Origin of the sequence: Hyphobacterium lacteum (genome assembly GCF_036330345.1) — a bacterium.
GTDB classification, from domain to species: Bacteria; Pseudomonadota; Alphaproteobacteria; order Caulobacterales; family Maricaulaceae; genus Hyphobacterium; species Hyphobacterium lacteum.
On record NZ_JAZDRP010000002.1, the window covers coordinates 94,379 to 116,976 of the forward strand.

The window sequence follows — 22,598 nt, forward strand, 5'->3', positions numbered from 1 at the left end:
CGTTCCGCCTAGTTAGGCAGCTGATACCGGCTCGGCAAGGCGAAGCGCGGATTATTCACGCGGTTGTGCATCACCGGCCCAGTCGCCGCAAATGGCCTGGAACAGGGTCAGGGCAGCGGCTGCAGCCGTATCCGCGCGCAAGATGCGCGGGCCCAGCGAAACCGGAATAGCCGAGGGAATGGCGCGGATAATCTCGCGCTCTTCCGGCGTGAACCCGCCTTCCGGACCGGTCAGGATGGCGACCGGCCGGCCGCCCAGCCCGGCCAGTGCCTGTGCCATGGGCGCCGCATCCCCGGCTTCATCGCAGAAGATCAGCACACGCTCTTCCGGCCAGCCGGCCAGAACGCGCTCCAGCGCCTCAGCCTCGGCAATCTCCGGCAGATCGAAACGCTCGGTCTGTTCGGCCGCCTCACGGGCCAGCGCCGCCAGCCGGTCGGTGCGCACCCGCTCGGCAATGGTGCGCCGCGTGATCACCGGGCGAAGGCGGCGTACGCCCAGCTCGGTGGCTTTTTCCACAATGAAATCGGTGCGTGCCTTCTTCACCGGAGCAAACAGCAGATCGACATCCGGAACGCCCGCCGACGCCCGTAATCGGGCCTGCACGGTCAGCAGCGCGCCCTTGCGGTTGGCGGTGCTGATCTCGGCCGTCCACTCACCATCCTTGCCATTGAAAAGACGGACGGTTTCGCCTTCACGCCGGCGCATGACGGAGACCAGATAATGGCTGGCATCCTTGTCCAGCGGAATGCTGGCACCCTCGCTGAGGGCCAGGTCACAATAAAGGCGCGGATCGCTCATGACTTGCGGGTAGGCGGTGCGGGAGGCGGCGTCAACACTCTTGCCTCGCCGCGCCGGAGCAGGGCAATTAATCGCATGACCACTGCTTCCGATCGCCGCGTCGCCGACAGCCTGCCGACCAGCTGGGTCGACCGGGCACCGTTGCGGGTTCGTCCCTTCCTGCGTCTGGCACGTTATGACCGGCCGATCGGGTTCTGGCTCCTGGCCATTCCCTGCTGGACCGGGCTGTTGCTGGCGCGGCTGGCCAGCGGTGATCCGGCGACCCTTGCCGATCTCGGCTGGGCGGTGCTGTTCGGCGTGGGCGCCATCGCCATGCGCGGCGCCGGCTGCACCTATAACGACATTGTCGACCGCGATCTGGACCGGCAGGTGGCGCGCACCGCCGATCGTCCGCTGGCCGCCGGCACGCTGAGTGTCCGCTCGGCCTGGCTGTTCCTGCTGGCCCAATGCCTGGTGGGTTTCGTGGTGCTGATGCAATTGCCGGATCTGGCCAGATGGGTGGCGCTGGGATCGCTGGTTCTGGTGGCCGCCTATCCCTTCATGAAGCGCATCACCTGGTGGCCGCAGGCCTGGCTGGGTCTCACCTTCAACTGGGGGGCGCTGGTCGGTTATGCGGTCATTGCCGGCGAAATCGATGGCGCGGCGATCGCGCTCTACATCTCCAGCCTGTTCTGGACGCTCGGCTATGACACCATCTATGCCTGCCAGGACATGGAGGATGACGCCATGGTCGGGGTGAAATCCACCGCCCTCGCCCTCCGCTCCAATCTCGAAACCTGGCTCTGGGTCTTTTATGCGGTGGCCGCCATGCTCGCTGCGCTGGCGGGCGTGCTGGCCGATGCGCCGCTCTGGTTTGCCCTCCTCATTCTGCCATTCACCTTCCATCTCTTCGATCAGATCCGGAAGGTGGATGCTGCTGACGGACCTGCCTGTCTGGCGGTCTTCAAGAGCAACCGGACGACCGGCCTTCTGCTCGCATTGTCATTTCTTATCTGTTCATTCATTTGACCTTTCCCCGGACGCATGGCGGGATATGTCCCGGGCTGCGTCGAGGGGACGCAAAGTGAGGGAGGCTTTCATGGCAAGACGGCTCTGGGCCGTATTGGGCGCGTGCGCACTGGTGGCGTGCGGCGAACCCGCCAATCCGCCGGGCGATGATAATGTCGTCATCACGGATAATGTTTCAGGCAATTCCGTTCCGGCCGGCATCGAGGTCGATGTCAGCTATCACACGCTGGATAACGGGCTGCGCGTCGTGCTGTCAGAGGACCATACCGTTCCGACGGCAACCGTCGCCGTCTATTACGGTGTTGGGTTCCGCAATGAGCCGCGCAACCGCACCGGCTTTGCCCACCTCTTCGAACACCTCATGTTCCAGGGCTCGGAAAATCTGCCCAAGGGCGATTTCGATGCGCTGATTTACGGATCGGGCGGCGTCAATAACGGGTCCACCCGCTTCGACTTCACCAATTACTATGAGGTCGTACCCTCGAACGCGCTGGAAGCCATACTCTGGGCCGAAGGTGATCGCATGCGCGCGCCGATCATCGACCAGGAGGTGCTGGAAAACCAGCAGGGCGTGGTTACCAATGAAGTGCTGGTGAATGTCATCAACCAGCCCTATGGCGGCTGGATCTGGATCGACCTGCCCATGCTGGCCAATGAAAACTGGCACAACGCCCATAATTTCTATGGTGATCTGTCAGACCTTCAGGCCGCCAATCTGGAAGACGTCCAGGCCTTCTTTGATACCTATTATGCGCCGAATAACGCGGTAATCGTCGTGGCCGGTGATATTGATTCCGCGCAGACGCTGGAATGGATCGAGCGCGAGTTCGGCAGCATCCCGGCCAGCGAACCTGCCCCGCCGGTGGATATTTCCGAACCGCGGCAGGAAGAAGAGAAATTCGGCGAGATGTATGACCGCCTCGCACCGCAACCGGCGCTGGGCTTCGGCTATCACATGCCAGAACGCGGCACGCCGGAATATTATGCCATGGCCGTGATCGACCAGATCCTGATCCAGGGCGATGACAGCCTGCTCAACCAGCGTCTCGTGAATGAGGAGGGCTATGGTTCCAGCGTCTTTGGCGGGATCAACCTTCTTGGCAACATGTACAATTACAACGGTCCGATGCTGTGGTCGGTCGGCATGATCCACGATGACGATTATTCGCACGAGGACATCATGACCACGGTCGACGAGGTCATAGAAACGCTGCGCACCGAGCCCGTCACCCAGGAACAGCTGGACCGGGCCATCACCAAGCTGCGCTCGCAATTCTACGGTTTCGTGGATTCCTCGACCCGCTTCGGCCTGGTCGATCTGCTCGCCGTCTTTGCGCTCTTTGATGATGATCCCGGCCGGATCAACCGCATCGAGGAAGGCTTCGATCAGGTCACGCCGGAACTGGTTCTGGCCACGGCGCAGGAATATCTGCGCCCCACAAACAGGTCGGTTCTCCGGGTGATCCCGGATCCGGACGGCAGTCTATCCGGCGACGAAGCGGACGAGGCATCCGACGAGCCTGCAGACGTTTCTCCCTACGCAGATCAGTGAGGCTAGAAAAATGACGATCATGACATTGAAGTCGATTGTTTGTGCCGCCGCCTGCCTGCTCATTACGCCGGCCGCCATCGCGCAACAGAGCACGCGCCCGGAGATTGGCCCGGCCCCGTCCTTTGAATTACCGGATACCTCGACGGTCACGCTGGAAAACGGGCTGGAGGTGACCTTCATCGATTTTGGTCTTGCACCGAAGGTCAACATCTCCATCCGTGTCATGGCCGGCAATGTCTTTGACGGCGAGGCCACCTATCTGGCGGATGTTGCCGCGGCAATGATGGAAGAAGGCGCTGGTGGCGAAAGCCCGGATTCGATTGCCCGCGCCTTTGCATCCATGGGCGGCGACATGAATGTCGGCGTCGGCATGCACACCACGAATTTCTCGGCCAATGTGCTGTCGGAATTCGGACCCGAGGCGATCGCCCGCATGGCCAGCGTCATCCGCGAGCCGGATTTCCCTGAATCCGAGTTCGACCGCATTCTCCAGAACCAGATCCGCAATATGACCGTGGCACGCTCCCAGCCGGGCCCGGTCGCAACCGAAGCCTATGTCGGCCTGCTCTACGGAACCGATCACCCTTACGGTCAGGGCATGCCCGATGTCGGCCAGATGGATGGATACACGCTCGATCAGGTTCGCGAATTCTATGACGACAATTTCGGCGCCGGCCGTACGCGCATCTACATTGCGGGCCGTTTTGACCATGCCGAGATGGAAGCGGCTATCCGCGAGGCTTTCGGTGACTGGGAGGGCGGGCCGCAGGTCGACATTCCGCCGGCGACGCCTCGTTCCGGCCCGATTGTCCGGCTGATCGATCGTCCCGGTGCACCCCAGACCACGATCCGGCTTGGGGCCCCGGTTGCGGCCATTGGCAGTGATGATGCCTATTCCATGGCGGTCATGAACGCCATTCTTGGCGGGTCCTTCACCTCGCGTCTGGTCCGCAATCTGCGGGAAACCAATGGCTGGACCTATTCCCCCGGTTCCGGCGTCTCAAATCTGATGGGTTCATCCTACTGGACCTTCAATGCAGACATCATCACCGAGCACACGATCGAAGCCTTCACCGAGATCTTCAGCGAGATCCAGCAATTGCAGCTGGCGGCCCCCTCCGATGAGGAAGCCGGCGGCATGAGGACCTGGCTGGGGGGTATTTTCATCCTCCAGAATGCCTCGACGGGCGGTCTGATCGGGCAGATTGCCAATCAGGACCTCTATGGTCTGCCCGGCGATTATCTCGACACCTATGTCGAACGGATCAATGCGGTCAGCAATGCGGATATCTCCGCCGTTGCGGAAGAATACCTGCAATCTGACCGGCTGGTACTGGTGGTCGTTGGCGATCTGGCCCAGATCGAGGACGGCCTTCGCGCCTTCCCGCAGCTGGCCGATGCGGAATTCATCACCGACGCCGACTAGGCTGCGTCTGACAGGTCAACGGGGCCGGGCCCATCGCCCGGTCCCCGTAATCTTGCCATGCTGAAATCGAACGAAAGCCATGCCGGTTTCATCCGGCGCACAACGCGGGTCCTTTCTCCGCCCCTCGTGCCGGAGATGAATCTGCATCTGGCCGAGGAAAGTATTGGCCTTTGGTCACAGACCGAGGAAGCGCTGGGCGAAGCCGGTCTGCCACCTCCCTTCTGGGCTTTCGCCTGGGCCGGCGGCCAGGCGCTCGCCCGCTATGCACTGGACAATCCGGACCAGTTCAGCAGGCGCAGCGTGCTCGACTTTGCAGCCGGCGGCGGTATTGCCGGTATCGGCGCCGCCATGGCCGGGGCCAGCCAGGTGGAGGCAGCCGAGATCGATGATTTCGCGGTTGCCGCTATCGATCTGAATGCCGCACTGAACGGCGCCAGCGTAACCGCTGCCAACCATGACATCATCGGTGAGGACCGGGGCTGGGACATCGTGCTTGCCGCGGATGTCTTCTATGAAGACCGGCTGTCGCGCCGTATCGAATCCTGGCTGCGCGGTCTGCACGATCGCGGTGCGCTGGTGCTGATCGGAGATCCGGAACGCCACTTCCTGCCGAAAGCGACGCTCGACTGTCTCGCCGAATACACGGTGCCGGTGACCCGGGACCTCGAAGACCGCGAAATCCGCAACGCCAAGGTCTGGACTTTCCGCGCCTGATTTTCTTTCGGAACCGAAGGAATCATGACACCAGACTGGCATGGCAAAAGTTCGGGCCGTTGACCGGCGATTATTCCTGCTGATCGAGATTGCAGCGCGCAAGCTGAACCGCGATGCCGACAAGCGGCTGAAAGCCGAGGCTGGCGTTTCAGCATCGCAAGCGAGCGTCCTGTTCCTGCTCTTGCGGCGAGGCGATCGGCGCATGGGCGATCTCAGCCGGACCCTTTCGCTCAATCCGCCAGCCATGACCGGTCTGGTCGACCGCATGGCCAAGGCCGGCCTGGTCAGGAAAACCACCGACAGATCCGACGCCCGTGGCGCGATGGTGGCTTTGACAAAGGCGGGGCAAACTGCCGCCGAGCAGGCCGACGCCACGCTGAAATCGCTGAATGCCGAGCTGGAACAGCGCCTGGGTGATGACGTGTCAGATGTGCTTCATGACGCTTTGACGCGGATCGCGATCGAGGAAGGTTGACGTCAGCGCGAACTGGATTTGCCCCGGCTTCTTGCCTACAGAGTGGGCAGATCAGTTGCGGAGTCACGCCATGAGCCAGTTTGTCACCATCGAGACGTCCGATGGCGTACGTACCATTCGCTGGAACCGCCCCGACAAGAAAAACGCCCTGCTGCGCGAAATGTACACCGCCGCGGCCGAGGCGCTGGAAAGCGGCGAGACCGAGAAAGACGTGAAAGTCTTCATCCTCGGCGGCACGCCGGGCCTGTTCACGGCCGGTAATGATCTCGTCGATTTCATGGAGGCCCCGCCGCATATCGGTTCCGATGACACGCCGCCGGTCGAGCGCTTCATGCGCGCACTGATGAATGCCAAAAAGCCGGTGATTGCCGAAGTCGACGGGCTGGCCATCGGGATCGGCACGACGCTGCTGATGCATTGCGACCTCGCCTATGCTTCCGAGAACGCCGCTTTCAAGACACCCTTTGTCGATCTGGCGCTGGCACCGGAATTTGCCTCCAGCCTGCTCTTCCCGACCCGGCTGGGGCGCGCAGCAGCCTCTGATCTCCTGATGCTGGGCACGGTCTGGACCGGCGAGCGCGCCAAACAGGCCGGCCTCGTCACCGATGTCTTCCCGTCCGCCAGCCTGTCGGAAGAAGTCCGCAAGCGGGCCCTGGCCCTGGCTGCGAAATCGCCGGGCGCCGTGCGCATGGCCAAGCAATTGATGCTGACACCGGAAGAGCCCGCCGAACAGCGGATGACACGCGAAGGCGCTATCTTTGCCGAAATGCTGCAATCGCCGGAGTTTGCCGAAGCCGTGACAGCTTTCATGGAGCGCCGCGCTCCGGATTTCTCGAAGTTCGGCTGATGGGCAAGGGCGCGCATTCCTATCTGGACGATCCGCGCAATGCGGATGTGAGAGTCTGGATCAATGGCGAGCTTTTCCCGCGCGCCGAAGCCAAGGTGTCGGTGCTGGATTCCGGCTTCGTCCTGGGCGATGGCGTCTGGGAAGGCCTGCGGGTTCACAAGGGCAGGATCGCCTTCCTCGATCGCCATCTCGACCGGCTGGAAGAGGGGGCCAAGGCGCTCGATTATGATCTCGGCCTGTCCCGCCAACAGCTGACCGACGCCCTTTATGCCACGCTGGAAGCCAACGGCATGTTGGAGGGCGATGGCGTCCACATCCGGCTGATGACAACACGCGGCCTCAAGGCCACGCCCTATCAGGATCCGCGTGTGACCATCTCGCCGGCCACCATCGTGATCCTGCCGGAATGGAAGACGCCCGATCCGGCCGTTGCAACGAAGGGCCTGCGCCTGTTCACGGTTCATGTCCGCCGCGGATACCCCGACATACAGGACCAGAAGCTGAACTCGCATTCCAAGCTCAATTGCATCACCGCCTGTATCCAGGCCACCAAGGCTGGCGCGGACGAAGCCCTGATGCTGGACCCGCACGGTTTTGTCGCGACGTGTAACTCCACCCATTTCTTCATCGTCCGCAAGGGCGAGGTCTGGACCTCGACCGGCGATTACTGCCTTGGCGGTGTGACACGCGGCGTGATTATCGAGCTTTGCCGCGAAGCCGGCATTCCGGTGTTTGAAAAGAACTTTTCCCTGACCCAGGTCTATTCGGCCGACGAGGCGTTCACCACGGGTACTTTCGCCGGCCTGGTTCCGGTGATCGAGGTCGATGGCCGAAAGATCAGCGAAGGCCGCGGTGAAATGGTCGAACGCCTGCAACAGCTCTATGCGGCCCGGATCGCTGCGGAGTGAGTGAGACGATCCGCATCTGCCTGTGGTCGGGACCGCGCAACATCTCGACGGCCACCATGCGTTCCTTCGAGAACAGGCACGATTGCGAGGTCTGGGACGAGCCCTTCTACGGCCCCTATCTGGTGAAGACCGGGCTGGACCATCCGGGCCGCGACACAATCCTCGCCAATGTCCCGAAAGACGCCGCAGAGATCGCCTCACGCTGTGCCGGTGAAGCGCCAACCGGCGCGCCGCTCTTCTTCCAGAAGCATATGTGCCAGCACATGCTGGATGATATCCCGCGCGACTGGATGGCGGCTTGCCGCCATGTCTTCCTGATCCGCGATCCGGCCGAAGTCGCCGCCAGCTGGATCGCGACAACAGGTTCCGTCACGCAGGATGATCTCGGCGCGATCCGCCAGTCAGAACTCTACGAATATGCCTGCCAGCTGACCGGCCGCGCCTGGCCGGTGATCGAGGGCGCCGATGTTCTCGCCGATCCGCAAGCCATGCTGACGGCCTTGTGCGCCGCGCTGGAGATCCCCTTCGATGCCGCCATGCTCAGCTGGCCCGCCGGACCGCGCGACAGTGACGGCGTCTGGGCGCCCTTCTGGTACAAGCGCGTGGAAGCCTCGACAGGGTTTGAACCGCCGCAACCCAGCCCGCATGACCTTCCCGAAACCGCCCTGCCCGTTGTCGCGGCCTGCCGGCCGCACTATGAAGCGCTGAAGGCCCGCAAGCTGACAGCGTGATCTACTGGCCCTGGATGATCGGATCGCCGGTCGCCTCCTGATAGGCGACGCCAACAAAGGGCTGCACCCACCAGGCATTGAAACGGTTGGCAATCCAGTCATTGCCATTGGCGAACAGCGCCTGCTGGTCCGAAAGATCAATGGCGGCGCGGACCTCCTCTAGGCTCATGCCGGCATCCGCCAGTGGTGCGACTTGTGAGCGGACTTCCGCAATCAGGGCGATGAGCTGATCCACATAAATGGTATCGGTCTGAACGGCGCCATGGCCCGGGATCAGATAGGCATAATCCAGCGCATTGATTTCGCCGAGCGTTTCAATCCAGTCGGCCGGATAGCTGCCGAAACCGAAGGGCGTCGGATTCACGACCAGATCGCCAGTGGCAACAACGCGCTGTTCCGGCAACCAGATCACCGTATCACCATCGGTATTTCCGCGGCCGAAATAGTGCAATTCCACCGGGCGCTCGCTGTCCTCCAGCACCAGGATGTCGGCATAGCCACGCGACGGCGCCACGATCTCGACCGCCGAATTCGCCGCTATCAACACGTCCAGATCACCGGCTAGCAGCGTATAGTATTCCGCCAGTCCTGCCGGCACCTCTGTTCCGTCTGGCAGGGCACCGGTTTCAGCCACCGCCTCGACCACCGGCCGCGCGCCTTCCAGCTGTTCGGCAGCACCATGGATGTAATCCATCGCTTCACCGCCGATATGCGTGATCGTGTTTTCCTGCGCGATGATCTCGGCATCGGGCCAGGCGGCCAGGAAGGCGGCATTGCCCAGATGATGATCACCATGCCAGTGCGTGTTCACTAGATAGCGGACCGGCGCATCGCTGATTTCGCGGATCTGCGCGATAATCCGCTCGCCGGCCATGGCACTGCCACCGGAATCCACAACCACCAGCCCGCCGGACTGTTCAATCACCACAATGTTGGCTTCAACAGGCAGACGTACCGGATCGACGCGGTAGATGAGGTGTATCCCCTCGGCGACGGTCTCATGCCGGTATTCAAACGGATCCGCGAACGCAGCAGACGCGCAAACCCCCGTCAGGACCAGGGCCGGAATAAATTTGTACATGACACTCCCCTCATAAAGTCCCGGATTGATGCCATGGCCAGCGCCGCTACGGTGTGAAACTCCGGAAAGCCGCTTCAACTCTCTGTGAAAGGATCTTCCATGAAACCGGCGGAAAATCACCCTGTGAGGCATGAATCGTCTGACGGAGGTGGCCGGTTCGTGATTGATTTGGGCATGGGCGTCTTTGCCGAATTGCTCTACCGCACGCGGCCCGGGAATGTCTGGGATGCCTACCGGACCTATGTGCCGGAGGCCTCGGAGGGACAGGGTTTGGCCAGCCAGCTGGCCACGGCACTGGTGGACGCGGCGAAGGCAGAAGGTGTGAAGATCAAGCCAGCCTGTTCCTACATTGCCGCATGGGCTAAACGCCATATGGAGCACGCCGACCTGTTCGTCTGAACCGGGCGGCCGCATGGAGGGAATGACATGACAATTCTGCGCTGGATAGGGGCCGGCCTGGCCGTCATCATCATCGCCGGACTGGTCTGGCTGAACACCTCCACGATCGGCCGCATCTATCTGCCCACCGCCACCGGAATTACCGCCAAGCAGATCTGCTCGCTGACTTTCGTGTCGGGCATGGATCCCGACCTGGCGCGCGAGCTCTACATCGACCCGCTGCTGGGCGGCGCGTCTGTTCTGGTCAGCGCAAATGTCGACCGCGACGATCATTCCGTTCATTCGCGTGTCCTCGGTCTCTGGCACAATGAGGCCGTCTGGCGCGAGGGTCTGGGTTGCACGCTCACGCATGGATCGCGCGACTTCGACCGCGATCTGCGCATGCCCTGGCAACACGCCCCGGAATACTACACGCTCGACACGGTTCATCGCGACGAAGCCTTTGATACCGCAGCGCTGGATGCAGCGATCGACGGCGCTTTTGACGAGAGCTTCAGCCCCCGTAACACGCTGGCAGTTGTCGTCCTGCACGATGGCCGGCTGGTCGCTGAACGCTATGCGCCGGGCTTTTCCCGCGAGAACCGCCTGCATTCCTGGTCAATGGCCAAGTCGGTCGCCGCCACTCTGGCCGGCGCCATGACGCTGAACGGCCAGCTGGACGTTTACGAGCCCGGCACGATCGAGCTCCTCGACGGTCTCGGCGCAGAAGGCGAAGCCACAACGATCGACGACCTGTTGCGGATGACTGGCGGCCGGGCGGCGCACGAGATCAATGATGGCACGGATCCCAATTCCGACATGCTGTTCACCGAGACCGACATGGCGCGCTTTTCCGCCACGCGCGAACGTCTCTTCGCGCCCGGCGAGCACTGGGAATACATGTCCGGCGATACGGTGCTGGCGACCTGGGAAATGCAGTCCCGGCTGGGCGAAACACTGGAACAGCAGGTCCGCGCTGTCCGCGCGCTCATTTTCGAGCCGGCCGGCATCCATTCACCCGTTTTCGAGGCGGATGCCTCGGGTACGCTGCAGGGCTCATCCTATGTCTATGCCACCCCGCATGACTGGGCCCGGCTGATGCAAATCTATCTCGATGACGGCATGGCCAATGGCCAGCGCATCCTGCCCGAAAACTGGCGCGATTATGTCACCACGGAAACACCCGGCTCGGACGGGATTTACGGCTCCGGCTTCTGGCTGGCACCGGAAATCACGCCGCAGGCTTTCTACATGTCCGGCTTTCAGGGCCAGACCACTCTGGCCATCCCCGAGCACGGCCTGGTCATCGTGCGCATGGGCGCCACCACCTACACCGGAACCGGCACCTGGACGATGGCCCGCAGCGTGATGGCCGCGCTGAACGATTAGCCGCCAGCGCATTGCGGATAGTCCGCAAGCACGGCCCGCACGTCAGCCACCAGCTCGCTGAAGCCGGATTCGTCATACGCATTGCTGGTGATGGTGAAGAAGCAGTCGCTTTCCGGCCACCACTCGGCAAAGGCGACAAACACCATATTGCCGCCGGAATGGTTGATGCGGACAGTGCTGCCACTGGTGTCGACATTCCAGCCATAGCCATAAGACCGCGCCCGTTCTGCATCGCGGACGACATGGGGCTGGAACAACATGACCGTGTGTTCTGCATCCAGGACACTGCCGCCGGTCAGGGCCACGACCCAGTGATAGAGCGTCTCAGCCGACGCCAGCAGGCCACCATTGCCGCGCAGATTCCAGGATGGACCGTCCGGCAGCCAGGCCTGTTCGCGCGGACGCCCCATGGCCTCACCGCCATAATAGCCCACCGCTTCCGGCACTTCCGACGGCAGGCCGGTATAGCCCATCGCTTCGATACCGGCGGGTTCGAACAGGGCTTCGTGCAGATAGGCCTCGAAGTCTTGGCCGCTGCGCATCTCGATGATCCGCGCCAGGATGGAATACCCCGGATTGGAATAGTGGAACCGGCCCGCTTCTGCTTCGCTGGAAGCGGCCTGCATCAGCCATTCATCAAAGCCGTCACGGTCCAGCAAGTCGTAATCTTCCCCGGAATATTGCGGCAAGCCGGCAAAATGGGTCAGCACCTCGTGGACGCTCCGCTCAGCGAATTCGGGCGGAATGTCCTGGAAGAAAACCGACAGGGTTTCATCCAGCGACACCTGCCCGTCCTGGACCAGACGCAGCACCCCTGCGGCCGTGACCTGCTTGGTCAGGGAGCCGATATCGAAGAGGGTTCCGGTGGTCACAGCTTCGCCCGCCTCTCGGTCGGACAGTCCGTAGCTTCCGGCCAGCAACACCTGCTCGCGCGTGCCGAGAACGATCTGACCGGAAAAGCTTGCGGCCGGCTGTAAGTCTACAGCCGCCGCCTCGGGCCTGTCGTCTCCGCCTGCCATGGCCAGTCCGATCGCCGCGATTATACCCAGCATGAAAGTCTCCCATTGCATGGCCCGTCCCCCGATATTGATGGACAGGAGCATTTGTTCATATATTTCGTATTATATGAACATGAGTCAATTCACGAGATCGCGATGACCAACGCCGACAGCTACTGGATCGAAAAACCGGAGCAGCTCGCCTGCCTTGCCTCCAGCCGAAGGCAGGCCGTGCTGGACCTTGTCGCGACCTTCGGCCCGATGTCGGTGACGGATCTGTCCAGATTGTCACGCCTGCGGCGCACGACGCTGTATCAGCATATCGGGAAACTTCTGGAGACCGGCCTGGTCCTGCCGGCCGGGCAGCGCGGCAAGGGACCGCGTGCCGAACAACTCTATCGAACACCCGCCCGCCGGATGCGCCTTGCCCGGGCACTGGCCGAGGACGCCAATGCCGTCCCGGTCGGAAAGATCGCCGGCGCCATGCTCCGCCAGGCCCAGCGCGATATCGATTCGGGCATGATCAGCGAGCGCAAGCAGGTTACCGGCCCGCAGACCAACCTGCTCTTCCACCGCCTGGCCGGAGCGCCGCCGCCTGAAAAGCTGGAAGAGATCAATCGCAAGATCGATGAGCTGAAATCGCTGTTGATGGACGCAGGCCCGGATTCAGGCGCGCCAATCGCTATCACCATCGCCATGGCGCCGGTCGATCAGGCCTGAACGGCACCGCTGCCATCCGGCGATTGGCCGCAGGCGCAGCGCTGGACTTTCCCGGCCAGAACAGCAGATTGTCACGCAGACTGGAGGAAGCCCGGCATGGCGTACAAATCCCTGCGTGATTTCATTGATATGCTCGAGGCCAGAGGCGATCTGAAGCGGATCACCGCCCCGGTCTCGACCGACCGCGAGATCACCGAGATCCACCGCCGTGTGCTGGAGGCCGGTGGCCCTGCCCTGCTGTTTGAAAATGTCGTCAACGAGAAGGGCGAACCATCCTCCATGCCGGTGCTGGCCAATCTGTTCGGCACGGTGGAACGGGTGGCCAATGCCGTCACCCTGGGTGGAGAGCCGCGCTCCACCGCCACCGATCTGCGTGAGGTGGGCGAGCTTCTGGCCTTTCTGCGCCAGCCCGAACCGCCGCGCGGCATCAAGGACGCGCTCTCCATGCTGCCGCTGGCGAAAACGGTGATGAGCATGCGCCCGAAGACGGTACGAAATGCACCCTGCCAGCAAGTCGTGCTGACCGGCGATGACATTGATCTCGACAAGCTGCCCATCCAGACCTGCTGGCCCGGAGAGCCGGCGCCGCTGATCACCTGGCCGCTGGTGGTCACCAAAGGCCCCTCGGATTCGCGCGAGGATGATTACAATCTCGGCATCTACCGCATGCAGAAGCTGGGCAAGGATAAAACCCTGATGCGCTGGCTGAAGCATCGCGGCGGCGCCCAGCAATATCAGCGCTGGAAGAAGGAAAAGCCCGAGCCCCTGCCCGCTGCCATCGTGCTGGGCGCTGATCCGGGCACCATTCTCGCCGCCGTAACGCCGGTGCCGGACACGCTCTCGGAATACCAGTTCGCTGGCCTGTTGCGCGGTGCCAAGGCCGAGCTGGTGGACTGCAAGACCGTGCCGCTGAAAGTGCCCGCCGAGGCCGAGATCATCCTGGAGGGCCATGTCCTTCTGGATGAGTATGGCGATGAAGGCCCCTATGGCGATCACACCGGCTATTACAATTCGGTCGAGCCCTTCCCGGTCTTCCAGATCAGCGCCATCACCATGCGTGAAAAGCCGATCTATCTCTCCACCTATACCGGCCGCCCGCCGGATGAGCCCAGCGTTCTGGGCGAGGCGCTGAACGAGGTCTTCATCCCCCTCTTCCAGCAGCAATTTCCCGAAGTCGTGGATTTCTGGCTGCCGCCGGAGGGCTGCTCCTACCGCATCGCCGTGGTGTCCATGAAGAAGGCCTATGCCGGCCATGCCAAGCGGGTGATGCTGGGCGTCTGGTCCTATCTTCGCCAGTTCATGTACACGAAATGGGTGATCGTCGTGGATGACGACATCAATGCGCGCGACTGGAAGGATGTGATGTGGGCGGTCTCGACCCGCATGGACCCGGCGCGCGATTGCACGATCATCGAAAACACGCCGATCGATTATCTCGACTTTGCCTCACCCGTCTCCGGCCTCGGCTCCAAGATCGGGCTGGATGCGACCAACAAGCTGCCCGGCGAGACCAACCGTGAATGGGGCGATCTCCTCGACATGGACGAAGCGACGAAAAAGCGGGTGGATGAGATGTGGGCGGAGTTGGGGCTTTAGCTGATTTCAAAAATCAGATTACGGATTGAAGGGTCGTTTTCATCTACTGCGTATGCTTTCCAACGATCATATGCCGCGACCGGACCAAGAAGTCCTCGTGAAAGCAGTCTTCCAGAAGTCAAAAATTTTCCGGAATCTCCAGTAATCCGGGTCGATGAAACTTCAAAATAGCTTCGATGGGCAATCGTATAAAGAGCAGATGGATTGTGGGCATCCACATAACTTCGCTCGCCAATTTTCATCGAGGAATAATCAACTTCAATGAACACATTTGGGAAAGTTACGGATGGAAGCGTTCCCCAGTCGTGTTCTCCGTCAGTCGCATGAACCCAATAGGGCCGAACTTTCTTATCGTCTTCCCGCATTTTTCCGAAAATGACTGCGATCGGCATACTATTGCTAGTGCCGGCATCCGCCCTCATTACCAAGCAAACCTCTTTATTCGAGGGATGAATCGCTAATCCAAATTCACCTAGACCCATCTCGTGAATCGATTTTGTAATGCCGTGATTGGATGTAATCATCGATTGTAAGTCCAAAAATCGTCACAAAGTCAGATGCTTCAAAAGTGGACCCTAAAATATCTATCTGATTCTACGCCAGATGCCACCTTAACGGAGGACGGACAATTCTGGTTCAGGCGCTTTTTCACAAGTTTATCAATTGGTAATGCCGCCGCCATTTTGGCTCTTGGTGCGTACCTCAATTCATCTCAAGACCAAGCCTTAGCGGCGAGCCAAATAAAGTTGCCATTCGTTGTATTTTCGCTCGGATTGGCTCTCGCTGCCTTTACACCATTGACGCTATGGATTCGCTTTGAAGCGAAAAAAGCTCCCGAAAGGCTAAGTTTCGCAAAAAGCACAGACGATGGGTCGGGCGAAGACAAGTTGCCCGAATCCGTAGGCTATGATCATCCGATATTTTGGGCGATTTCCCATTTCATACTGGTCAATGCGCATTATCTGATCGCATTGATCTCATCCGCCTGTTTTGTTTGCGGGTTGGCAATATTAAATCTCGGCGTCTCGGCTTTATAGGTATCAAATAGGCTTCGCGGGCAGTTGAAACTGGACCAATCTTTGCCGATCATCGCACGGCGTGCCGAGTTTACGAAGCGCTCCTAGCCATCCCCTCAATTTGACTCCCTCGCCTCCTCTTGCGACCAATGGCGTCTAACGGCGTCACCTGAACGCCCATGCCGCCGCGCGATGACGCGCCCGATCTTTTCACGCCCAACAGGATAATTTCATGCCAGCTGCAAAGAAGGGCGACACCGTCCTTATCAACTACACCGTTCGTATCGCTGATGGCACGGTGGTCGGAAAAACCGAAGACGACGCGCCTGTGTCCCTGACCATTGGCGACGCCCAGATCTTCCCGGAAGTCGAAGCCGCGCTCGACGGGATGGAAGTCGGCCAGGTCGGCGAGGCCGTGGTGAGCTCGGATAATGCCTTCGGCCCCCGGCGCGACGACAGGATCATCGAGATTCCCCGCACCCAGCTGCCCGGTGACATGACACCCGAGCCCGGCATGACGCTGGGCGCCCAGCAACAGGACGGCTCGACCGTGCAACTGACGGTCACGGCAGTGGGTGAGGAAACGATCACCGCCGACGGCAATCACCCGCTGGCCGGCCAGGATCTGCATTTCGGGCTGAAACTGGTCGAGATCAAGACAGCGGCCTGAGGCGATATCGCCCCTGCTACCGCGCGCGTCTGCGCGCCATCCAGTCCGCCCCCGCATAGGTGACGGCGTGGATGAAGACCTCGCGGGCCGCGTCATCTACACTAAAGGCGATCACCGCCTTGCGGCCCGCCGGAATGGCGCGCAGGCCCGGCGCGATCTCGTCCCGGACACTGCCCTTGTGCGGAAGGTCGGCCAGGCTGGCGATAGCGGTTTCGATCTCGTCCAGCCGCCGGGCTGCGGCGTCCGGGCCGGCATAGTCGATCAGCCATCGGGTGATTTCATCCAGATCATCCGCGACCGCCGGATGAAACCGCAGGCGATAGCTCATGCTTTGCGCGCGTCTTCAAGCCGGGCCCGTGCCCCGGCAAAGGCGTCATCGGCCGATACATAATCTTCACGCGGCGTTTTCATTCGCGCGCGGATCTCGCCAGCCATGGCCTGAAGCGACAGTTCGCGCTCTTCTTCATCGCGGATCATCTGTTCCAGCGCTGACGCCACCGCAGCGCTTTGTGAGGCGAAAACGCCCTCGCCCACCTTGTCGAGCAGAAATTTGTGATGGCGCTCGGTAAAGCTGAGTGTGGTTTTGACTGTCATGACCGCCTCCATGGTATGACTTGATCATACCATTCTGATCGCCTGGCAGCAAGGCGGCGCCCGCCACCGGAATTGCCATCATCCAATCCCGCCTGCCGGCGCATCACAGGATCAACGACGCTTTTCGGAGATCCTCATGCCAGTCCGCCCCATTGCCCTCTTGTTCGCCTTTGCCTGCCTGACACCGTTTGCGATTGCCGACGACGCCTTTACCCGCAATCCGGATCGCGACGCGGTCGGCCGCCTTCTCACCTATGAACGGTCCAACCAGGACGGAACCCGGCCCGAGCGGATCGACGTCTATCGCGCCAGCGAGACCCGGCTGGAAGTCATGAAATCCGTCGCGCCGTGCACAAACGCCGCCCTGGTATCCGCCGAACTCGACTTCGAAACCTGGAGCGCCGACACCATAACCGGAGGCGCGCTCCTGCCCGGCGCGGAGGTGATGGAGTTTGCCTTTCTCACGCATGACCGCGCGGCAAACCGGCTGGACGTCGAGGTGCGCCTGCCGGACCAGACGCTGACGTTCGAGATGGAAACCGGAGGTGGCACGCTGCACGTCTATGATTTCGATCTCGCGAGCCTGACCGCGCTGACGCCGTATCTCGCCGATCCGGAAGCCGGCTTCTTGACCCGCTTCGCGCTGATGTGGCCGGATCCCGAGGATCCCGGCATATCTATGATGGGCGAAGCGGTCTTCGCTTTCGACGAACGCGGCGTCGAGGGCGGCCGCGAGGTTCTGACCTACACGACGAGCGGGAACGCGCTCGGCGACGGTTATCTGTGGCTCGATGCGGAAGACGGCTACATCGTCGAGGCCGCCTTCGAAGCCCCCAACCATCCAGGTTATGATGATTTCCGGCTGCGCCTCATCGGCGCGAGCGATATCGGCGCCGAGGGCTGGCGCGGCCATCTCGCGGCTCACTTTGAAGGATGCGGCGGCTAATCCGCTCCTTGCGATAACCGGTTAGACTCCCGCCACTGCGGCATTGCTGCGCCTTCATCCGCGCCGCAATCGGAGTAGTAGTCGTAGTAGTAGGAGACGCCGGGCTCTGGAAAAACCGGAATCTCCGGCAAGCGAGGAAAACAGACCCGCAAATGACCGAAGCCAGGCGCATCCGAACCCGAGAGCTCCGCAAGAAGCTGGAATCCTGGATCCGGGCGCGCCTGTGGGCACAGGTGATCGCGGCCCTGCTGATCGGCGGGGTAACCGGCTTTCTGATCGGACCGGATACCGGCTGGATCACTCCGGAAACCTCCGAACTGGCAGGCCGCTTGCTGGCTCTGCCGGGCGGCATTTTCCTCAACCTGATCCAGATGGTGCTGATGCCGCTGGTTGCCGCCTCCATCGTGCTGGGCCTGGCCGCAGGGGCGTCCGACCCGGAAAAACTGCGCCGGCTGGGCGGTCGGCTGGCTCTCTATATCGGTGCCACCACCCTGTTTGCCGCTTCGCTGGGCGCGGTCATGGCGCTGTGGCTGCGGCCGGGCGCTTCGGTGATCGAGCCGGACTGGCCGATGCCGCGCCTGCGGCCCGATCCGGACAGCCTCACCGACCCTGTCATGCAGGCCGCGACACAGGCACCCGACCTGATTGCCCGGGTCGTGCCTTCCAACCCGCTGGCGGCGGCGGCCGACAGCGAAATGCTGGCCGTCGTCGTCTTTGCGGTTTTCGTCGGCATGGCTTTTGTGGCCTCTGGCAACCGGGAACGGCTGGAACCGCTGAAGAAACTGTTCGAGGCGATGCTGGAAGTCGCCATGACGGTGGTGAAATGGGCAATGCATTTGACCCCGCTGGCCGTGTTCGGACTGACCGCACAGCTGGTTGCGCGGATGGGCCTGTCGGCCATCACCACGCTGGCCGCCTATGTCGGCCTGGTTCTGGCCGGACTGGCCATTCTGCTGACCCTTTATCTCGGCCTTGTCGCCATTCTCGGGCGTATGAGCCCGCTTGCCTTTCTGAAAGCCGTCTTCCCGGTTCAGCTGCTGGCCTTCTCCACCTCGTCCTCTGCCGCCGTCATGCCGCTATCACTGGAAACCGCCCGCAACCGGCTCGGCACGCCGGGTGACACCGCCAGCTTCATCATTCCGCTGGCGGCCACCATGAACATGGCCGGCACCGCCCTTTATCAATCGATCGCCGTGGTGTTTGTCGCCCAGGTCGCCGGGGTCTCGCTGGCCCCGCCGGAAGTGGCGCTGATCGTGATGAGTCTGGTTGCGGCCTCCATCGGCGCGCCGGGCGCACCGGGCGTTTCCGTGGCCATTCTCTCGGGCATGCTGGCGACCTTCGGCATTCCCGCTGAGGGCCTCGTCTTTGTGCTGGGCGTCGATCGCCTGCTCGACATGTCCCGCACGGTTGTCAACGTCACCGGCGATCTGGCCGCCTGCCGGATTCTCTCGCGCAGCGAGGTCAATGAGGAAACCGCAGCAACCCGGGATTAACCCTGTGGCGCAATTTGGCTCGCAATTTCCTGCGCTTGCGGCAGGATTGATGCTGATGAATACCGCCTACAACATATCCTTGGCGGCGATGCAGGCCGCCCATGCGCAAATCGCCAATGCTGCGCGGCAGATCGCCAATCCGCGCGCCGATGAGAGCAACATCATCGACGCCGTGATCGCCATCAAACAGGCCGAACAAACCCATGATGCCGCGACGGCGGCCATGCGCACCGCTTCGGACATGAGCGAACAGCTGATCGACATCCTCGCCTGATCGCTTGACCCGCATGCCCATCCTGTCACGCTGACCCCAGCCAAGACAGGAATCAGCGCCATCATGACAACTCCCGTCCGCATTGATCTGGTCGCCGACTTTGTCTGCCCCTGGTGCTGGCTGGGCTGGCGCAATTGGCTGGCGGCGAAGAAGATTGCCAATGATATCAAGACCGAAGTGACCTGGCGCCCCTACGAGCTCGACCCCAGCCTGCCCGAAGAGGGCGTGCCCTATCGCGACTACATGAAAGCGAAATTCTCCGGCGAGAATGAGGAGCGGTGGAAAGCCATGCGCACCCATCTGGAAGCTGCCGGCCCCGGCGTGGGGATCGATTTCCGTTTCGATTCCATCCAGCACCGGCCCTCCACCGTGAACGCTCACCGGGTGATCCGCTGGGCGCGCGGCCAGAGCGCCAAAAAAGCCGACGCTGTCGCCGAAGGTCTGTTCGAGGCGTTCTTCCGGGATAATCGCGACATTGGCGACATGGATGTTCTGGTTGGCATTGCCGAAGCTGCCGGGCTCGACCCGGTGATCGTTCGGGACCTGCTGGCAACCGATCGCGACAAGGCCGAGGTCCGCGAGGAGGAAGCCTTTTTCCATCAGATCGGCGTAACCGGTGTGCCGACTTTCATCTTCGAGGGCCAATTTGCTGTGCCGGGCGCCGCCGACCCGCAAGTGCTGGCCAATGCGCTGAGGGAAGCCGCCAGCCTGCCGGGACGGGAATAGGCTTTGCCTTCGCGATTTTCGCTGTCCATACTCGCCCTGACGGGACAGGAGACCGACATGAAATGCTTCGCACCAATTGCCATTCTCGCCGCTTTCGCACTGGCCGCCTGCAACAACAGCCCGGCCGAAGACGCTGGCGATGACCCCGCCGAAACGCCGTCCGGCGCAACCGAAACCGCCGCAGCCGGCGCAGATGGATCTGAAGACCTGTTTGTTGCGGCTTGCCTCGAAGCGTCCAACAACACCCCGAACATGTGCGAATGCCTGTCTGAAAAGGCGCAGGCCGATCTGACCGATACGGGCCGCGATTTTCTTGTCGCCTCCATGCTGGACCAGGAAGACCGCTTGATGTCCTTGCGGGCGGATATGGATGGCGAGGAAGTCATCGCGACCAGCCGGTTCCTTGTCGACGCCTCGGTCGAATGTGCCCGTGAAGGCCGCCAATAGGAGAACACCATGACCGCCATGCAAGCTGTTGCGCTCTATGCCGGCATCAATCTGCTGATCCTCGCCCTGCTGTCAGTGCCGATCGGACTGAACCGGAACAAGAAAAAGATCAGTCTGGGCGATGGTGGCGACACCGAAATGAACACTTTGATCCGGGGACACGGAAATGCGGCGGAATGGATTCCGGGCGCACTTTTCGGTCTGTTCCTGCTCGCCACTATGGGCCTTGGCAACCTGGTGATTCACGGGCTGGGTCTGGCGTTTTCGCTAGCCCGGGGCGCTCACGCCTATGCGTTCATCAGCGGACAGACAACCGGCCCGGCACGGGTTTTTGGCGCCAGCATTACATTTCTTGTCTACCTGGTGATTGTCGGATTGCTGTTCTGGAAAGCGCTGACCTGAACGAGTGATTGCCCCCACGGGCCGGGGCAGGCTAGTTGAGGGCCATGAGCACACCTGCCGAACCAATAGATACCAACGCCCTGCTTGATATTGCCGCCGGGCTTGTAAAACGCGCCACCCGGCTGGGAGCGGAAGCGGCTGAAGCTTCCGTCGTCCAGTCCCGTTCAACGGAAGTCGCGGTTCGCGATGGCCATCTGGAAGCTGTTGAAGGCTCGGAAAGCCGCGATGCCGGCTTGCGGGTGTTCTTCGGAAAGCGGCAGGCCGGTGTCAGCTTTTCCGATCTGTCGGAAGATGGCATGTCCCAGGCCGTAGAGCGTGCCATCGCCATGGCCAAAGCTGCGCCGGAAGACAAGTGGGCCGGTCTCGTCGATGAAGCGCGGTTGGCCACCGAATTTCCGGACATTGCGCTCTACGAACACCCTTCCTGGTCCAGCGAGGAAATGGCTGATATCGCACGCGGTGTCGAAGCTGCGGCGCGCAGCGTCGAGGGTGTCTCCATGACGGAGACAGCCTTTGCCAGCAATGGTGAGACCGCCTCTGCAAGTGTTGCAACAAATGGTGTGTCACACACGGCTCGGCGATCGAGTCACGGATATGGCGTGAGTGTGATTGCTGCGCGCGACGGAGTCATGGAGCGCGACTATTCGATGACCAGCGCCCGCCGGCTGGCAGATCTTCGCGCACACGACGAGATCGGCGTCGAGGCAGGGCAACGCACGATCGCCCGCCTCGGCGCAAAACAGATGGCGTCCGGCATACGGCCGGTCCTGTTTGACCGCAGGGTATCCGCGCGCTTCCTGGGTGCGCTGGAAGGGGCCATCGCTGGCCCCGCCATTGCCCGTGGCGTCTCTTTCCTCCGCGACAAGCTGGGAGAGCAGGTGTTTGGCGAGCATATCAACGTCATCGACGATCCCCATCGCGACTGGGGTCTGGGCTCGCGCCCGGTCGATGGCGAAGGTGTCGCCAATGCAAAGCAGCACATCATCGAAAATGGCGTTCTGACAACCTGGCTCCTCAACTCACCCTCGGCACGGCAGCTGGGACTGGATGTCAACGGATACGCCACCCGGTCTCTTGGCGGATCGCCGGGTGTTTCCACGACAAACCTCCATGTCGAACCGGGTTCGCGATCGCGGGAAGCGATTATTGCCGATATTCAGGACGGGTTGCTGATCACCGAGATGTTCAGCCCGTCGCTTAATGCGAACACCGGCGACTGGTCGGTCGGGTGTTCGGGTTTCGCCATCCGGTCAGGGACGATCGCCGAGCCGGTCAGCGAGATCACGGTTGCCGGAAATCTGCTAGATATATTCAAACGACTCGAACCGGCGGATGACCTCAAATTCTGGTCATCCGTGAATTCACCCAGCCTGCTGGTCGATGGCCTGTCCATCGGCGGCGCATGACAA

At 61.6% G+C, this 22,598-nt stretch carries 27 protein-coding genes; 21 read left to right on the forward strand and 6 right to left on the reverse strand.

Translation table 11 applies throughout. From position 1 onward, the window contains the following. Nucleotides 1-51 precede the first annotated feature (51 nt). A complete protein-coding gene (locus tag V0U79_RS02995; protein WP_330197981.1) occupies nucleotides 52-798 on the reverse strand; it encodes a 16S rRNA (uracil(1498)-N(3))-methyltransferase in 747 nt (248 codons plus the stop codon). Between the two features lie 75 nt (nucleotides 799-873). Between V0U79_RS02995 and ubiA the strand changes: the two genes are divergently transcribed. From ubiA to V0U79_RS03035, 8 genes are all read left to right on the forward strand, one after another. Beyond that, nucleotides 874-1,806 (forward strand): 4-hydroxybenzoate octaprenyltransferase, encoded by a 933-nt coding sequence (gene ubiA, locus V0U79_RS03000; RefSeq protein ID WP_330197982.1) that lies wholly within the window; start codon nucleotides 874-876, stop codon nucleotides 1,804-1,806. 70 nt (nucleotides 1,807-1,876) lie between these two features. Next, nucleotides 1,877-3,358, forward strand: coding sequence for a M16 family metallopeptidase (locus V0U79_RS03005; RefSeq protein ID WP_330197983.1), 1,482 nt, complete (start codon nucleotides 1,877-1,879; stop codon nucleotides 3,356-3,358). Between the two features lie 10 nt (nucleotides 3,359-3,368). After that, nucleotides 3,369-4,784, forward strand: a complete 1,416-nt coding sequence (locus tag V0U79_RS03010) for a M16 family metallopeptidase (protein ID WP_330197984.1) — start codon at nucleotides 3,369-3,371, stop codon at nucleotides 4,782-4,784. 57 nt (nucleotides 4,785-4,841) lie between these two features. Continuing rightward, nucleotides 4,842-5,498 (forward strand): class I SAM-dependent methyltransferase, encoded by a 657-nt coding sequence (locus V0U79_RS03015; RefSeq protein ID WP_330197985.1) that lies wholly within the window; start codon nucleotides 4,842-4,844, stop codon nucleotides 5,496-5,498. 40 nt (nucleotides 5,499-5,538) lie between these two features. Continuing rightward, complete coding sequence (locus tag V0U79_RS03020; protein WP_330197986.1) at nucleotides 5,539-5,973, forward strand: MarR family winged helix-turn-helix transcriptional regulator; 435 nt, start codon at nucleotides 5,539-5,541, stop codon at nucleotides 5,971-5,973. A 70-nt stretch (nucleotides 5,974-6,043) separates the two neighbouring features. Beyond that, nucleotides 6,044-6,820 carry an enoyl-CoA hydratase gene (locus V0U79_RS03025; protein ID WP_330197987.1) on the forward strand — a complete coding sequence of 259 codons (777 nt, stop codon included), beginning with the start codon at nucleotides 6,044-6,046 and terminating at the stop codon, nucleotides 6,818-6,820. After that, complete coding sequence (locus tag V0U79_RS03030) at nucleotides 6,820-7,728, forward strand: aminotransferase class IV (protein WP_330197988.1); 909 nt, start codon at nucleotides 6,820-6,822, stop codon at nucleotides 7,726-7,728. The genes V0U79_RS03025 and V0U79_RS03030 overlap by 1 nt, the downstream gene beginning before the upstream one ends. Next, nucleotides 7,725-8,459 carry a sulfotransferase-like domain-containing protein gene (locus tag V0U79_RS03035; RefSeq protein WP_330197989.1) on the forward strand — a complete coding sequence of 245 codons (735 nt, stop codon included), beginning with the start codon at nucleotides 7,725-7,727 and terminating at the stop codon, nucleotides 8,457-8,459. Before V0U79_RS03030 ends, V0U79_RS03035 begins: the two co-directional genes overlap by 4 nt. Before the next feature lies 1 nt (nucleotide 8,460). On the opposite strand, the gene V0U79_RS03040 is transcribed toward V0U79_RS03035, so the two are convergent. Next, complete coding sequence (locus V0U79_RS03040; RefSeq protein ID WP_330197990.1) at nucleotides 8,461-9,540, reverse strand: MBL fold metallo-hydrolase; 1,080 nt, start codon at nucleotides 9,538-9,540, stop codon at nucleotides 8,461-8,463. 99 nt (nucleotides 9,541-9,639) lie between these two features. On the opposite strand from V0U79_RS03040, the gene V0U79_RS03045 reads away from it, so the two are divergent. Next, nucleotides 9,640-9,939 carry a GNAT family N-acetyltransferase gene (locus tag V0U79_RS03045; RefSeq protein ID WP_330197991.1) on the forward strand — a complete coding sequence of 100 codons (300 nt, stop codon included), beginning with the start codon at nucleotides 9,640-9,642 and terminating at the stop codon, nucleotides 9,937-9,939. Between the two features lie 27 nt (nucleotides 9,940-9,966). Next, nucleotides 9,967-11,307 (forward strand): serine hydrolase domain-containing protein, encoded by a 1,341-nt coding sequence (locus tag V0U79_RS03050; RefSeq protein ID WP_330197992.1) that lies wholly within the window; start codon nucleotides 9,967-9,969, stop codon nucleotides 11,305-11,307. Here V0U79_RS03050 and V0U79_RS03055 read toward each other — a convergent pair. Then, entirely contained in the window at nucleotides 11,304-12,359 is a 1,056-nt protein-coding gene (locus V0U79_RS03055; protein WP_330197993.1) for a serine hydrolase domain-containing protein, read from the reverse strand. The two genes, V0U79_RS03050 and V0U79_RS03055, sit on opposite strands and share 4 nt — an antisense overlap. A gap of 102 nt (nucleotides 12,360-12,461) precedes the next feature. On the opposite strand from V0U79_RS03055, the gene V0U79_RS03060 reads away from it, so the two are divergent. Together V0U79_RS03060 and V0U79_RS03065 are read left to right on the forward strand one after the other, a co-directional pair. Continuing rightward, nucleotides 12,462-13,025, forward strand: coding sequence for a helix-turn-helix domain-containing protein (locus V0U79_RS03060; RefSeq protein ID WP_330197994.1), 564 nt, complete (start codon nucleotides 12,462-12,464; stop codon nucleotides 13,023-13,025). 96 nt (nucleotides 13,026-13,121) lie between these two features. Next, a complete protein-coding gene (locus tag V0U79_RS03065; protein ID WP_330197995.1) occupies nucleotides 13,122-14,621 on the forward strand; it encodes a UbiD family decarboxylase in 1,500 nt (499 codons plus the stop codon). Here V0U79_RS03065 and V0U79_RS03070 read toward each other — a convergent pair. Continuing rightward, entirely contained in the window at nucleotides 14,618-15,145 is a 528-nt protein-coding gene (locus V0U79_RS03070; protein WP_330197996.1) for a hypothetical protein, read from the reverse strand. The two genes, V0U79_RS03065 and V0U79_RS03070, sit on opposite strands and share 4 nt — an antisense overlap. A gap of 33 nt (nucleotides 15,146-15,178) precedes the next feature. On the opposite strand from V0U79_RS03070, the gene V0U79_RS03075 reads away from it, so the two are divergent. Both V0U79_RS03075 and V0U79_RS03080 read left to right on the forward strand, forming a co-directional pair. Next, nucleotides 15,179-15,658 carry a hypothetical protein gene (locus tag V0U79_RS03075; RefSeq protein WP_330197997.1) on the forward strand — a complete coding sequence of 160 codons (480 nt, stop codon included), beginning with the start codon at nucleotides 15,179-15,181 and terminating at the stop codon, nucleotides 15,656-15,658. 211 nt (nucleotides 15,659-15,869) lie between these two features. Further along, nucleotides 15,870-16,307, forward strand: coding sequence for an FKBP-type peptidyl-prolyl cis-trans isomerase (locus V0U79_RS03080; protein WP_330197998.1), 438 nt, complete (start codon nucleotides 15,870-15,872; stop codon nucleotides 16,305-16,307). Nucleotides 16,308-16,323: 16 nt separating this feature from the next. Here V0U79_RS03080 and V0U79_RS03085 read toward each other — a convergent pair whose 3' ends face one another. Both V0U79_RS03085 and V0U79_RS03090 read right to left on the reverse strand, forming a co-directional pair. Continuing rightward, nucleotides 16,324-16,635, reverse strand: a complete 312-nt coding sequence (locus tag V0U79_RS03085) for a type II toxin-antitoxin system RelE/ParE family toxin (RefSeq protein ID WP_330197999.1) — start codon at nucleotides 16,633-16,635, stop codon at nucleotides 16,324-16,326. Then, entirely contained in the window at nucleotides 16,632-16,901 is a 270-nt protein-coding gene (locus V0U79_RS03090) for a hypothetical protein (RefSeq protein ID WP_330198000.1), read from the reverse strand. Before V0U79_RS03090 ends, V0U79_RS03085 begins: the two co-directional genes overlap by 4 nt. Nucleotides 16,902-17,037: 136 nt before the next feature. Between V0U79_RS03090 and V0U79_RS03095 the strand changes: the two genes are divergently transcribed. The 7 genes from V0U79_RS03095 (at nucleotide 17,038) to V0U79_RS03125 (ending at nucleotide 22,595) form a co-directional block, all read left to right on the forward strand. Next, nucleotides 17,038-17,847, forward strand: a complete 810-nt coding sequence (locus V0U79_RS03095; protein WP_330198001.1) for a hypothetical protein — start codon at nucleotides 17,038-17,040, stop codon at nucleotides 17,845-17,847. Nucleotides 17,848-17,999: 152 nt separating this feature from the next. Beyond that, complete coding sequence (locus tag V0U79_RS03100) at nucleotides 18,000-19,340, forward strand: dicarboxylate/amino acid:cation symporter (protein ID WP_330198002.1); 1,341 nt, start codon at nucleotides 18,000-18,002, stop codon at nucleotides 19,338-19,340. Nucleotides 19,341-19,389: 49 nt separating this feature from the next. After that, nucleotides 19,390-19,614 (forward strand): hypothetical protein, encoded by a 225-nt coding sequence (locus tag V0U79_RS03105; protein WP_330198003.1) that lies wholly within the window; start codon nucleotides 19,390-19,392, stop codon nucleotides 19,612-19,614. A 63-nt stretch (nucleotides 19,615-19,677) separates the two neighbouring features. After that, nucleotides 19,678-20,340 (forward strand): DsbA family oxidoreductase, encoded by a 663-nt coding sequence (locus tag V0U79_RS03110; RefSeq protein WP_330198004.1) that lies wholly within the window; start codon nucleotides 19,678-19,680, stop codon nucleotides 20,338-20,340. Between the two features lie 57 nt (nucleotides 20,341-20,397). Further along, on the forward strand, nucleotides 20,398-20,787 hold the full coding sequence (locus V0U79_RS03115; RefSeq protein ID WP_330198005.1) for a hypothetical protein: 390 nt from the start codon (nucleotides 20,398-20,400) through the stop codon (nucleotides 20,785-20,787). 9 nt (nucleotides 20,788-20,796) lie between these two features. Continuing rightward, nucleotides 20,797-21,189, forward strand: coding sequence for an MAPEG family protein (locus tag V0U79_RS03120; RefSeq protein WP_330198006.1), 393 nt, complete (start codon nucleotides 20,797-20,799; stop codon nucleotides 21,187-21,189). A 44-nt stretch (nucleotides 21,190-21,233) separates the two neighbouring features. Further along, nucleotides 21,234-22,595: a TldD/PmbA family protein gene (locus V0U79_RS03125; protein ID WP_330198007.1), complete on the forward strand. Its 1,362-nt coding sequence runs from the start codon at nucleotides 21,234-21,236 to the stop codon at nucleotides 22,593-22,595. The last annotated feature ends 3 nt before the right edge of the window (nucleotides 22,596-22,598 follow it).